Genomic DNA, 13,317 nt, shown 5'->3' on the forward strand with positions numbered 1-13,317 from the left:
TCAGGTCACCGCCACGAGGGGGGTCAGCACGGCCCAGGCGACCGGGACGACGACCAGCAGGGAGTCCAGCCGGTCCATCAGGCCACCGTGGCCGGGGATGAGATTGCTCATGTCCTTGATGCCCAGGTCACGCTTGATCATCGACTCGCAGAGGTCGCCGACGGTTGCGGCGACGACCGCGAGCGCGCCCAGCAGCGCGCCGACCCACCAGCGGCCGTCCAGCACGAGCCAGACACTGAGCGCGCCGCCGACGACACAGGCCGTCACCGACCCGGCGAAGCCCTCCCACGATTTCTTCGGGGAGACGCTGGGCGCCATCGGGTGCTTGCCGGCAATGACACCGACGATGTAGCCGCCGATGTCGCTGCAGATCGTGACCAGGATGAAGACCACGATGCGCTGCGGCCCGTCGTCCTGGGCCAGCAGCAGCATCGCGAAACCCACGAGTGCCGGGACGTAGAGCGTCACCAGCGCACCACCGGCCATGTCCCGCAGCATGCCGTCCGGGTGGTCGACCGAGCGCCATACGACGATCAACAGGGCGGCCAGGAGCACGGCGAAGGCGAGGGCGGTGGCGCCCCAGAGGTAGGCGACCAACGGAATAAGGCCCGCGGACACGAGGGTCGGGATCGCCGGCGGATGGAGGTCGCCGTGCGCCATGGCGCGCAGCATCTCGACGCCGCCGATGACGGCGGCCGCCATCGCGACGCCGACGAAGACCTCCTTCTGGACGAAAAGGCTGAGCACGACGACCAGCCCGAGCAGCACCCCCACACCGATCGCGGCATAGAGATTGCGCCCGGCGCGGGGAGTCGGGTTGTGCGCGGGCGGGCCACCGGCGGCCGGCGTGGCCCGCCGTGCTTCCCGGGCGGCCCGGCGGGAGCTGGGCTCAGACATCGCGATTGCGAGCGACCTCACACCTCGAGGAGCTCGGCCTCCTTGCCCTTGAGCAGGTCGTCGACGGTGTCGACGTGCTTCTTGGTGGTGGCCTCCAGCTCCTTCTCGTGCCGGCTGCCCTCGTCCTCGCCGATGTCGCCGTCCTTCACGGCGCGGTCGATGTCTTCCTTCGCCTTGCGACGGATGTTGCGGATGGACACCTTCGCCTCCTCGCCCTTGGTGCGGGCGAGCTTGATGTAGTCGCGGCGGCGTTCCTCGGTGAGTGCGGGCAGCACGACGCGGATGACGTTGCCGTCGTTGCTGGGGTTGACGCCGAGATCGCTGTCCCGCAGCGCCTTTTCGACGGCCGCCATGGAGCTCTTGTCGAACGGCGCGATGAGCACCGTGCGGGCCTCGGGGGTCTGGAACGACGCCAGTTGCTGCAGCGGAGTGGGCGCACCGTAGTAGTCGACCATCAGCTTGTTGAACATCGCGGCGTTGGCGCGGCCGGTGCGGATCGAGGCGAAGTCCTCCTTGGCGACCTCGATCGCCTTCTCCATCTTCTCCTCGGCCTCGAGCAGACTGTCGTCGATACTGCCGTCCATGGTGTGGTGACCTTCTTCTTCTGCGATCAGTTGGTATGTCGTGCCGGTGAGCGCCGTCAGGCACTCACCAGTGTGCCGATCTTCTCACCCTGCAACGCGTGGGTGATGTTGCCGGCACCCTCCATGCCGAACACCCGCATCGGCAGCTCGTTGTCCATGCAGAGACTGAACGCGGCGGCGTCGACGATCCGCAGGTTCTGGGACAGCGCCTCCTGGAAGGTCACCGTGTCCAGCTTGGTGGCCGTCGGGTCCTTCTTCGGGTCGGCGGTGTAGACCCCGTCGACGCCGTTCTTGGCGTAGAGCACCATGTCGCACTTGATCTCCAGGGCGCGCTGTGCGCTGACCGTGTCGGTCGAGAAGAACGGCATACCGGCGCCGGCACCGAAAATGACGACCCGGCCCTTCTCCAGGTGCCGCATCGCGCGCCGCGGGATGTAGGGCTCGGCGACCTGACCCATGGTGATGGCGGTCTGGACCCGCGTGTCGATGCCTTCCTTCTCCAGGAAATCTTGCAGCGCAAGGCAGTTCATGACCGTGCCGAGCATGCCCATGTAGTCCGCCCGCGTGCGGTCCATGCCGCGTTCCTGCAACTCGGCGCCCCGGAAGAAGTTGCCACCGCCGACCACGACGGCGATCTCCACGCCGGCCCGGTTGGCGGATGCGATCTGCTCAGCGATGCCGCGAACCACCTCCGGGTCCAGTCCGATCTTGCCGCCGCCGAAGACTTCTCCGGAAAGTTTGAGCAGGACCCGCTGCGGGGCCTCGGGGCGGACAGAAGAATCGGTCATCAGCACTGCCTCCGGGGACGTTGAAGCGGTCGATAGATCCTGCCACAGAATCGTGACCACCAAATCCACAGGGGGTGGCCAGGAGAGGGCGAGGCGAGGCCGTCATACCAGCACGAATCCGGCTTCCCGATCGATCGGAAAGCCGGATCCGCGGTTGGTGGCGCGCCGTCAGCTCTCGCTGGAGGCGTTCATCCCCTGCTCGATCGCACCCATTACCGAGTCGTCCGCGAGCGTCGTCACGTCGCCGACCTGACGGTGCTCGGCGACGTCCCGCAGCAGCCGTCGCATGATCTTCCCGGAGCGCGTCTTGGGCAACTCCGAGACGACGAGGATGCTGCGCGGCCGGGCGATCGCACCGATCTCCGAGGAGACGTGCTGGCGCAGTTCGTTGACCACGTCGGGGCCGCCACCTTCGGCGCTGGCGCGCAGGATGACGAACGCGACGACGGCCTGGCCCGTGGTGACGTCGGAGGCGCCGACGACGGCGGCCTCGGCGACCTTCGGGTGGGACACCAGCGCCGACTCGATCTCGGTGGTCGACAGCCGGTGACCGGAGACGTTCATGACGTCGTCCACGCGGCCGAGCACCCAGATGTCGCCGTCCTCGTCGCGTTTGGCGCCGTCACCGGCGAAGTAGGTGTCCTTGAAGCGTGACCAGTAGGTGTCGATGTACCGCTGGTCGTCACCCCAGACCGTGCGCAGCATCGCCGGCCACGGCTTCTTCAGCACCAGATAGCCACCGGATCCGTTGGGCACCGAATCGCCCGCATCATCAACGACATCGGCATCGACACCGGGCAACGGCTGCATCGCCGAGCCCGGCTTGCCGCTGGTGACGCCCGGCAACGGGCTGATCATGATCATGCCGGTCTCGGTCTGCCACCACGTGTCGACGACGGGCGTCTTGCCGCCGCCGATCGTGTCGCGGTACCAGATGTAGGCCTCGGGGTTGATCGGCTCACCGACCGACCCGATCAGCCGCAGCGACGTCAGGTCGTGCTTGGCCGGGACCTCGGCGCCGACCTTCATGAAGGTGCGGATGGCCGTCGGGGCGCAGTAGAGGATCGTCGCCTTGTACTTCTCGATGATCTCCCACCACCGGCCCGGGTGCGGGGTGTCCGGGGTGCCTTCGTACATGATCGACGTCGTGCCGTTGACCAGCGGCGCGTAGACGATGTAGGAGTGCCCGGTCACCCAGCCGATGTCGGCGGCGGTCCAGTAGATGTCGGTCTCCGGCTTGATGTCGAAGACGGCCCAGTGCGTGTATGCCGTGCCGACGAGGTAACCACCGGTGGTGTGCAGGATGCCCTTCGGCTTGCCGGTCGTGCCCGAGGTGTACATGACGTAGAGCGGGTGCTCGGCGTCGAACGCCTCCGGGGTGTGCTCGGTCGACTGCTTGCCGACGACGTCGTCCCACCACAGGTCGCGGCCCTCGGTCCAGTCGACCTCCTGCCCGGTGCGCTTGACCACGATCACGTTCCGCACGTCGGGGCACTCGGTCAGGGCCTCGTCGACCGCCGGCTTGAGCGCCGACGGCTTGCCCTTGCGGTTGCCGCCGTCGGCGGTGATGACGATCTCCGCCTGGCAGTCGATGATCCGGTCGCGCAGGGCGGACGCGGAGAAACCGCCGAAGACGACCGTGTGCGGTGCGCCGATGCGCGCACAGGCCAGCATCGCGACGACCGTCTCCGGGATCATCGGCATGTAGATCGCGACCCGGTCGCCGGTCTTGACGCCCAGCTCGATGAGGGCGTTCGCGGCCTGACAGACCTCGTCCTTGAGCTGCGCGTAGGTGATGGTGCGGGTGTCGCCGGGCTCGCCCTCGAAGTAGTAGGCGACCCGGTCTCCGTTGCCTGCCTCGACGTGCCGGTCCAGGCAGTTGTATGCCGCGTTGATCTTCCCGCCGACGAACCATTTCGCGAAGGGCGCGTTGGACCAGTCGAGCACCTGCTCGAACGGGATCTCCCAGGTGACGCGCTTCGCCTGCTCAGCCCAGAACGCGTCCGGGTCCGCCTCGGCCGCGGCATATGCATCGGCCTTCAGGTTCGCGGATGCCGCCAGGTCGGCCGGCGGGTCGAACCGCCGGGTCTCGTGCAGCAGGTTGGACAGAGTGGGTTCGGTGGGTGTTTCACTCATCTGTTACTCCTCAGCGCGGGAAGGTCGGCAGCACGGTGCGCTTGAACGTGAAGTTCGTCACGGTGGCGAACGACGCGTACCAAGCGGCAATCGCCGTCAGCAAACCAACATAGCCGCCGGCTTTGGTCAGTCCGCTGCTTGTGGTGAACTCACCGATTGCGAGAAGGAAATAGGTGATCGTCAGCAAAACGAATACGAGCAGGACCGCTCCGCTCACCCGCAGGGCGCCGATCGTCATGTAAAGCGTGAAGATGCCCCAGGCGAGCAGGTAGAGACCGATTCCCTTGTTGACGTCGGAGCCCGCGCCGGACAGGTCGGTGTGCCCGGTCAGCCACCAGAAGGACAGCCAGAAGGCGCCATACGAACAGAAGGCGGTCGCGCCGAAGGTGTTGCCCTTGGCGAACTCCCAGATCCCGGCGGCGAACTGCGCGATGCCGCCATAGGCGAAGGCGAGACCGAACACGACCGGCTCGACCTTGTCAGGGACGATGCCGGCGTTCACGACACTCAGCACGAACGTGGTGAGTGCGAAACCGCCGAGACCGAGTGCGGCCGGGTCGGCGATGTGCGCGCCGGGTGTGGCACGCATGGTGGGCGTCTCAGACATGGGATCGAACTCCTGACGTCGTGGGATCGGACGGCGGGCGCCGTCGAACGCACGCTAATCCCGCTGTGGTCGCGGTCGTCAGGCCTTTGAACGACGATGATGTGAGCGGAGTCACATGGTCGCCGGGCGTCGTTCCGGGCGTCGCCGAGCGGTCCGTTTCCCGGGCTGAGCGGTCGGCCGCTCCGGATCGAAACTGCCGCGATCGACGTCGAGATGTTCGGGGGTGTGCAGCCGGACCATCGTGCGCATGACCCCGGCCGGCCGGCGGTCCGCGGTGGCCAGCGACACACCGATCATCACCAGGAGGCTGAGCGGCGTGGTCCACGCCGCCGGCTGCGCGAGCAGCGGACCGGCGAGGCCGGGCGCGTGGTAGCCGGCGAGGGCCGCGACCACTGCGACGGTGCACGCGGTGCCGCCGACGACGAGCCCGGTGATCGCGCCGGGCGCGGTGAGACCGCGCCACCAGATCCCGAGCAGCAGCAGCGGGCAGAAGGTGGAGGCGGCGACGGCGAAGGCGAGTTCGACGGCGCGGGCCACCGGCACCCCGCTGGAGACGACGAGCAGGGCGAGGGTCAGCGACACCACCAGCGCCGTGGCAAGCCGGAAATCGCGCACCGAGTCGGCCCGGCCGCGCAGCACGTCCTGGCTGAGCACACCGGCCACCGAGACCGCGAGCCCGGACGACGTGGAGAGGAAGGCCGCGAAGGCGCCGGCGCCGAGCAGGCCGGTCAGCAGATCGGCGCCGAAGCCGTGGAGTACGTCGGTCGGCAGCTCGAGCACCACCGCGTCGCTGCGGCCGGCGCGGACCAGATGGAAGCTGTAGATGCGGCCGAGCACGCCATACATCGTCGGGAGCAAGTAGAACACGCTGAGCAGGCCGAGCACGCCCAGCGTGGTGCGCCGGGCCGCGCGTCCGTCGAAATTGGTGTAGAACCGGGCGACGACGTGCGGCAGGCCCATCGTGCCGAGGAAGGTCGCCACCATCAGTGAGTAGACCAGGTAGGTCGCGTAACGGCCCTGCATCGGCTCGACCCAGTCGGTGACGTGCAGTGGGGCCGGCGTCCTGCTGCCGGTCCGGTGCCAGTGGGCGAGCAGCACGGCGAGCGGAATGATGAGCGCGGTGAGCTTGAGCCAATACTGGAACGCCTGGGTGACGGTGATCGAGCGCATCCCGCCGGACAGCACGATGACCAGCACGACGGCGGCGACGAGCACCGAGCCGGTCCAGGTCGGTGCGCCGACCAGGGTGCGCAGGGTCAGTCCGGCTCCCTGGAACTGCGGCAGCAGGTAGAGCACTCCGATGAGAGCGACGACGACACTCGAGACCTTGCGGGCCGCCTGCGACTCCAGGCGCAACTCCGCGAAGTCGGACAACGTGTAGGCGCCGGAGCGCCGCAGCGGCGCGGCCACCAGGACCAGCAGTACGAGGTAGCCGGCGGTCCACCCGACCGAGTACCACAGTGCGTCCGCGCCCTGCGCCAGGATCAGCCCGGCGGCACCGAGAAACGAGGCGGCAGAAAGGTATTCGCCGCTGATCGCGGACGCGTTGACGACCGGTCCGACGCTGCGGGAGGCGACGTAGAAGTCGCTCGTCGTGCGCGACACCCGCACCCCGAAGACGCCGATCGCGAGGGTGAGCACCGACACGGCGAGCACGGCGACCAGGCCGACACCGGCGTTCATGGGCGGCTCACGTGCGGTCCACCAGCCGGACGAAGCCGGCCTCGTTGCGCTCGGCATAGCGCACGTAGAACCATCCCAGTCCGAGCAGCACCGGGTAGACAAGCACTCCCAGCAGCAGCCACGGCAGGGGTATGCCGAGGACGTGCATCCGCCGCACGCCGGGAGCCAGCTCGAAGATCAGCGGCAGACCGCCCAGCGTGACCGCGAGCAGCAGCAGGACGACGCCGGCCAGCCGCAGCTGAGCTCGCATCAGCGAGCGCAGCAGCGCCTCCCCGAGCTGGGACTGCGCGTCGATCTCCTGACTCATCGCGGTGCCGTCGGGCGCAACGCTGCGGCGACGCTCGACCCGGACCCGCCGCTCCTCGGGTCCGGTCATCGCACGCCGTCGCTCGCGCCGCGCAACAACACGTCCTTGAGCTCACGGGCACGGCGCCGGCTCACTTCGAGCTCGTGCCCGTCGATCACCACGAGACAGCGTTGGTCGTGCTGCCGCAGCTCGGTAATGTGCCGGGTGCACACCAGGTAGCTGCGGTGGATGCGCAAGAACCCGGCGTCGGCCCAGTCGCGTTCGAGCGTGCCGAGAGAGAGCCGGACCAGGTGCGCGCCGGTGCCGGTGTGCAGCCGGACGTAGTCCCCGTGCGCCTCGACGAAGTGCACATCGGAGCGCCGCAGGAAACGGGTCACTCCCCCGAGCTCGACCGGAATCGTGGGGTCGGTAGTCGTGGTCGGCACCGGCACGTCGTGGGCGAGCACCCGGCGGACGGCCTCGCGCACCCGTGCTTCGCGGACCGGCTTGAGCAGGTAGTCGACCGCGTCGAGTTCGAACGCCTCGACGGCATGGGCGTCGTGGGCGGTCACGAACACCACGGCGGGCGGCTGCTCGAACCGCGCGAGCACGCGGGCAAGGTCCAGCCCGCTCAGGCCGGGCATCGCGATGTCGAGGAAGACGGCGTCGAACGTCTCGGACTCCAGAGCACGCAACGCCTCGACGCCGGAGCCGACGGCGTGCACCGACGCGACCGGCTCGAGCTGATCGATCATGTAGGCCAGCTCGCCGCGCGCCGGAGGTTCGTCGTCGACGACGAGCACCCGCAGGTGGTCTGGCATGTCACCCACCATAGTGAGCCGCCGGGTCGGCCGCGTGCGCTCGAGCGGCGAACCGGGGCACGTGCATGAGCACGCGCGTGCCGGCGCCGGGCGCGGTCTCCACGACCAGTCCGTATTGCTCCCCGAAGGTGGCCCGCAGGCGCATGTCGACGTTGGACAGACCGACCGAGTCGGCCTGGGCGACGCCGTCGAGGGCGGCCTGGATGCGGTCGGGGTCCTCGCCGACTCCGTTGTCCTCCACGGTGATCCGCACATCAGCGCCGTCGGACAGCGCCTCGATGACGATCTCACCGGGACCGGACTTGGGCTCCAGGCCGTGGCGCACCGCGTTCTCGACGACCGGTTGCAGGGACAGGTAGGGCACCATCACGGTCAGGCAGTCCGGCGCGATCCGTAGGGTGACACGTAACCGGTCGCCGAAGCGGGCCCGCTCGAGGGTCAGGTACTGCTCGATCGCCTGCAACTCGTCGGAGAGTGCCGTGTATTCGCCGCGTCTGCGGAACGAGTAGCGGGTGAAGTCCGCGAACTCCAGCAGCAGCTCACGCGCCCGGTCGGGGTCGGTGCGCACGAATGCGGCGATCGTCGTCAGCGCGTTGTAGATGAAGTGCGGGGAGATCTGAGCCCGCAACGCTCGCAGCTCGGCCTCGGCGAGGCCGGAGCGGCGCCGGTCCACCTCCGCGAGCTCCAGCTGACCGCTCACCCAGTCGGCGACCTCGTGCGTCGCCTTGATCACCGGTGCACCGGCCACCGTGACGAGCGCGTGCAGCACGCCGACTACGGAACCGTCCACCACCAGCGGGACGGTGATGACGTCACGCAGCCGGCATACCGGATCCGCACAACTCACCCGGTCGACCCGGGCCCGGCCGTCCTCCAGCGCCGAGCGGGCCGCCGCGAGCACGTCCGCCCGATGACCCTCGCCGGGACCGTCCCAGCCCAGCAGGCTCCGGCCGTCGCTCAGCGCCACCGCCGGTGCGGTCAGCAGCGGACGCAGCGATCGCACCGCCCGCTCGGCGGACGCCTCGGTGAGACCCTCGCGCAACGGGCGGGCGGCCCGGTTGGCCTCGTGCAAGGTGCGCAGCGTCGCCCGGTCCGCCTCGCTCCCCATGCCACGGTGCCGGCGCGCCCACCACCACAGCGCGGCCACGGGCAGCACCAGGATGGCGGCGACCACCGCCGCGACACCCACATTGCTCACCGGCGACAGGCTAGAGCACGGCGACCGCCGCCGCCCGTCATACCGACGGCCCACCGGAGATTTGACCGGCATACCGAACGATCGAGCGGCATACGAATCCGAAACGAATCCATATGCCGCTCAATGCGCGGGTATGCCGCTCAATCCCGAGACGACGCTCCGTGTTTCGTCAGATGCCGACCTCAGATGCCGACCTTGAAGCGCAGGAAGCCGGTCACTTCCGCGCCCGCCTCGTCGGCGACCTTGGCGACGGTCTTCTTGGCGTCCTTGGCGAACGGCTGCTCGAGCAGGACATTCTCCTTGAAGTAGCCGTTGACCCGGCCCTCGATGATCTTCGGCAGGGCGGCCTCGGGCTTGCCCTCTTCCTTGGCGGTGGCCTCGGCGACACGGCGCTCGTTCTCGACGGTCTCGGCGTCGATCTCGTCGCGGTTCAGAACCGTCGGGCTGAACGCCGCGACGTGCATCGCGATGTCACGGGCAACGGCCTCGTCGCCGCCCTTGGTCGCGACCAGGACACCGATCTGCGCCGGCAGGTCCGGGCTGGTCTTGTGCAGGTACGACACGACGGTCTCGCCCTCGAGCCGGCCCACGCGGCGGATCTCGATCTTCTCGCCGATGGTCGCGCCGGCGCCCGCGATCAGGTCCTGCACGGTCTGGTCGCCGATGCTCGACGCCAGCAGCGTCTCGACGTCCGCAGCCTTGGTGGCGACCGCCTGGTTCAGGACCTGGTCGGCCAGCTCGACGAACTTCTCACCCTTGGCGACGAAGTCGGTCTCGCAGTTGATCTCCAGCAGCGTGCCGACGCCGTCCTCGACGTGCGCGGCCACCAGGCCGTTGGCGGTCGTGCGGCCCTCGCGCTTGGTCACGCCCTTCAGGCCCTTGACCCGCAGGATCTCGGTGGCCTTGGCCTTGTCGCCGTCGGCCTCGTCGAGCGCCTTCTTGACGTCGAGCATGCCGGCACCGGTCTGCTCGCGCAGCGCCTTGATGTCAGCAGCGGTGTAGTTGGCCATGTGTGTGCTTCGCTCCTTCGCGAAAGTGACGAAAAGTGTTGAGGTGTATGACGCCTGGCGTCATACACACCGCGACGTCCGTCGGGTCGTGCAGGCACGACCCGACGGGAACATCACCGGATCAGGACTCGGCGACCTCGCCGGTGGCCTTCTCGGTGGCCTCGGCGACGGCGACCTGCTCGGCCGGGTCGACGACGTCGGCGGCAGCGGTCGCGTCAGCGGCCTCGTTGACCGATGTCGGGCCGGTCTCGACGTCCGTCTTCGCGGCGGCGTCCTCGGACGCGAGGAGCTCGCGCTCCCACTCGGCCATCGGCTCCGACGCCTCGGCGGAGTCCGAACCGCCACCGGAGCGGGCGATGAGGCCCTCGGCGACCGCATCGGCGACGACGCGGGTCAGCAGGGTGACCGAGCGGATGGCGTCGTCGTTGCCCGGGATCTTGTAGTCGACCTCGTCGGGGTCGCAGTTGGTGTCCAGGATCGCGATGACCGGGATGTTCAGCTTGCGCGCCTCGGTGACAGCGAGGTGTTCCTTCTTGGTGTCGACGACCCACACCGCGGACGGCACCTTGGCCATGTCCCGGATGCCGCCGAGGGTGCGCTCCAGCTTGTCCTTCTCCCGCTTGAGGACGAGGAGCTCCTTCTTGGTGCGCCCGGAGCCGGCGACGTCGTTGTAGTCGATCTCCTCGAGCTCCTTGAGGCGCGCCAGGCGCTTGTGGACGGTGTTGAAGTTGGTGAGCATGCCGCCGAGCCAGCGGTGGTTGACGTAGGGCATGCCGACGCGAGTGGCCTGCTCCTGGATCGACTCCTGCGCCTGCTTCTTGGTGCCGACGAACAGGATGGTGCCGCCGTGGGCCACGGTCTGCTTGATGAACTCGAACGCGTCGTTGATGTAGGTCAGCGACTGCTGCAGGTCGATGATGTAGATGCCGTTGCGCTCGGTCAGGATGAAGCGCTTCATCTTGGGGTTCCAGCGACGGGTCTGGTGCCCGAAGTGGACGCCGCTCTCGAGGAGCTGGCGGGTCGTGACGACGGCCATGCCGAAGTCCTTTCGGTTGAGGTTTCCAGTTGTCTTCACGTATGTCGTCGGTATGACGCACCGCGAACCTGGCGCCCCGATGGGCCCGGACCTGCCTGCTCCCTCGACGAGAACCGGCCGGACTGGCAGACCCACCCCGGCATGGACCGGTGTGAGGCGCGCGAATTCGACCCAGTGCTGACACTGGGTCGTGGCAGAAGTCTAACGGCCGGTGGTGGCCCGGGCGAAATCGGCGTGCTGACCAAGCCGTTGAGCTGTTGCGTCCAGTAGTTGGTGCGCTCCACTGCACGATCTACTGGACATGACCCGCGACTAGTCTGACGGAGCTATGGACACGCAGCTGATCGATCGCATGCAGGGCTTCGGCCTGACCATCTTCGGAGAGATGTCGGCGCTCGCCGCGCGGACCGGCGCCATCAATCTGGGCCAGGGCTTCCCGGACACCGACGGCCCCGCGGAGGTGCTGGAGGCGGCACGCCGCGCCATCGCCGAGGGCCGCAACCAGTATCCGCCGGCGCGCGGCATACCCGAGCTGCGGGCGGCGATCGCCGCCCACCAGCGCCGCTTCTACGACCTCGACCTCGACGCCGACAGCCAAGTGCTCGTCACCGTGGGGGCCACCGAGGCGATCGCGTCGGCGGTGCTCGGGCTGTGCGAGCCGGGTGACGAGGTGGTCACGTTCGAGCCCTATTACGACTCGTATGCCGCGACGATCGCGCTCGCCGGCGCGGTGCGCCGGACCAGCCCGTTGCGCTTCCCGGACTTCGCGATCGACGAGGAGTCGCTGCGGGCGGTGTTCTCCGACAAGACGCGGCTGGTGCTGCTCAACACACCGCACAACCCGACCGGCAAGGTGTTCAGCCGGGACGAGCTGGAGCTGGTCGCCGCGCTGGCACGTGAGCACGACGCGATCGTCGTGACCGACGAGGTCTACGAGCACCTCACCTTCGACGGCGTCGAGCACGTGCCGATGGCGACGCTGCCCGGTATGTTCGACCGAACGCTCACGATCAGCTCCGGCGGCAAGACGTTTGCCGCGACCGGCTGGAAGGTCGGCTGGCTGACCGGGCCGGCCGAGCTGGTGACGGCGTGCGCGACCGTCAAGCAGTTCCTGACGTATGTCGGCAGTGGTCCCTTCCAGCCCGCGATCGCCACCGGGCTCGGGCTGCCGGACCCGGTGTTCCACGGGCTCGCGCAGACGCTGCAGGACGGCCGGGACGTCCTCACCCGCGGGCTGCACGACGCCGGCCTGGCCGTCAGCCGGCCGCAGGGCACCTACTTCGTGATCGCCGACGTCTCGTCGACCGGTGCTCACGACGCGCTCGAATTCTGTTGGCAACTACCGGAAGCAGCCGGTGTGGTCGGCATTCCGGTCTCTGTGTTCTGCGATGACAAGGACATCGCACGCACCTTGGTTCGCTTCGCCTTCTGCAAGCGTCCGGAGGTGCTGACCGAGGCCGCGCGCCGGCTCGCCGGCCTTGCCAGACGCCCTGCCTGACCCGGCGGCGTTGCTGCTGCACCATTGACGGTCGAGACAGTCGCTGACGACGCTGCACGAGCGTCAACCACCGTTCGAGCCGTCACCCACGGGTTGGACCGTCACCCACCGGTCCAGCCGTCAGTGAGCGACTGCTGCGCGGGGTCAGGGCGCGGACGTCCACATCTGCACGGCAGGCGGGAGGCGGTCCACAGGTGAGGTGGCAACCGGTGGCGTCACCGCAACGTGGCGTAGCAGCCTGCGGCCATGGTCAATGTATGGCGGACCGCGGCCGCCTTCTTCGCCGGAGCAGGGGCTTCGCTGAGCGCGGTGACTGCGCCGTCGCCGCCCGCTCCGACGCCGGCCCCGGCATCGGGCTTCGTCTGGCCGTTGCGTCCCCAGCCGGACGTGCTGCGCGGATTCGAGGCGCCGCCCCAGCCGTGGGCTGCTGGCCACCGTGGGGTCGACCTGCGCGGCTCGCCCGGCCAGGCCGTGCTCGCGGCCGGCGCAGGCACGGTGTCGTTCTCCGGTGTCATCGCGGGCCGCGGCGTCGTCGCCATCCGGCACGCCGACGGGCGGCGGACGACCTATGAACCGGTGACAGGCCGCGATCCGGCAGGCACGGTCGAGCAGCCGGGAGCCCGCATCGGCACCCTCGAGCAGGGCACCCATTGCGGGGGCACCCCCTGCCTGCACTGGGGTTTGCTCGTCGGGCCGGATGACTACCGCGACCCTCTGTCGCTCGTGCAGCACCGAAGGGTCCGGCTGCTGCCGCTCGGGTGAGGTCGGCTCGG

The 13,317-nt window shown here is 68.8% G+C and carries 13 protein-coding genes; 2 read left to right on the forward strand and 11 right to left on the reverse strand.

The window, feature by feature from the left end:
* From ACN8HC_RS07355 to rpsB, 11 genes are all read right to left on the reverse strand, one after another.
* Window positions 1-897: a phosphatidate cytidylyltransferase gene (locus ACN8HC_RS07355; protein ID WP_490074168.1), complete on the reverse strand. Its 897-nt coding sequence runs from the start codon at window positions 895-897 to the stop codon at window positions 1-3.
* A gap of 17 nt (window positions 898-914) precedes the next feature.
* Entirely contained in the window at window positions 915-1,481 is a 567-nt protein-coding gene (gene frr, locus ACN8HC_RS07360) for a ribosome recycling factor (protein ID WP_490074169.1), read from the reverse strand.
* Window positions 1,482-1,537: 56 nt separating this feature from the next.
* On the reverse strand, window positions 1,538-2,269 hold the full coding sequence (pyrH, locus tag ACN8HC_RS07365) for a UMP kinase (protein ID WP_490074170.1): 732 nt from the start codon (window positions 2,267-2,269) through the stop codon (window positions 1,538-1,540).
* A 168-nt stretch (window positions 2,270-2,437) separates the two neighbouring features.
* On the reverse strand, window positions 2,438-4,405 hold the full coding sequence (gene acs / locus ACN8HC_RS07370) for an acetate--CoA ligase (protein ID WP_490074171.1): 1,968 nt from the start codon (window positions 4,403-4,405) through the stop codon (window positions 2,438-2,440).
* Window positions 4,406-4,415: 10 nt separating this feature from the next.
* Window positions 4,416-5,012: an acetate uptake transporter gene (locus tag ACN8HC_RS07375; RefSeq protein WP_490074172.1), complete on the reverse strand. Its 597-nt coding sequence runs from the start codon at window positions 5,010-5,012 to the stop codon at window positions 4,416-4,418.
* Window positions 5,013-5,123: 111 nt separating this feature from the next.
* Window positions 5,124-6,695 carry a sodium/solute symporter gene (locus ACN8HC_RS07380; protein ID WP_490074173.1) on the reverse strand — a complete coding sequence of 524 codons (1,572 nt, stop codon included), beginning with the start codon at window positions 6,693-6,695 and terminating at the stop codon, window positions 5,124-5,126.
* A gap of 7 nt (window positions 6,696-6,702) precedes the next feature.
* A complete protein-coding gene (locus ACN8HC_RS07385) occupies window positions 6,703-7,071 on the reverse strand; it encodes a hypothetical protein (RefSeq protein WP_490074174.1) in 369 nt (122 codons plus the stop codon).
* Window positions 7,068-7,802, reverse strand: a complete 735-nt coding sequence (locus ACN8HC_RS07390) for a LytR/AlgR family response regulator transcription factor (RefSeq protein WP_490074175.1) — start codon at window positions 7,800-7,802, stop codon at window positions 7,068-7,070. The genes ACN8HC_RS07385 and ACN8HC_RS07390 overlap by 4 nt, the downstream gene beginning before the upstream one ends.
* A 1-nt stretch (window position 7,803) precedes the next feature.
* Entirely contained in the window at window positions 7,804-9,000 is a 1,197-nt protein-coding gene (locus ACN8HC_RS07395; RefSeq protein ID WP_490074176.1) for a sensor histidine kinase, read from the reverse strand.
* A 182-nt stretch (window positions 9,001-9,182) separates the two neighbouring features.
* Complete coding sequence (gene tsf, locus ACN8HC_RS07400) at window positions 9,183-10,010, reverse strand: translation elongation factor Ts (RefSeq protein WP_490074177.1); 828 nt, start codon at window positions 10,008-10,010, stop codon at window positions 9,183-9,185.
* A gap of 121 nt (window positions 10,011-10,131) precedes the next feature.
* Window positions 10,132-11,046 carry a 30S ribosomal protein S2 gene (gene rpsB, locus ACN8HC_RS07405; RefSeq protein ID WP_490074178.1) on the reverse strand — a complete coding sequence of 305 codons (915 nt, stop codon included), beginning with the start codon at window positions 11,044-11,046 and terminating at the stop codon, window positions 10,132-10,134.
* Window positions 11,047-11,374: 328 nt separating this feature from the next.
* On the opposite strand from rpsB, the gene ACN8HC_RS07410 reads away from it, so the two are divergent.
* Together ACN8HC_RS07410 and ACN8HC_RS07415 are read left to right on the forward strand one after the other, a co-directional pair.
* Complete coding sequence (locus tag ACN8HC_RS07410) at window positions 11,375-12,544, forward strand: pyridoxal phosphate-dependent aminotransferase (RefSeq protein WP_490074179.1); 1,170 nt, start codon at window positions 11,375-11,377, stop codon at window positions 12,542-12,544.
* A gap of 246 nt (window positions 12,545-12,790) precedes the next feature.
* Window positions 12,791-13,306 carry a M23 family metallopeptidase gene (locus tag ACN8HC_RS07415; RefSeq protein WP_490074180.1) on the forward strand — a complete coding sequence of 172 codons (516 nt, stop codon included), beginning with the start codon at window positions 12,791-12,793 and terminating at the stop codon, window positions 13,304-13,306.
* Window positions 13,307-13,317: the final 11 nt, after the last annotated feature.

Source organism: Flexivirga sp. YIM B11880, from assembly GCF_058148645.1.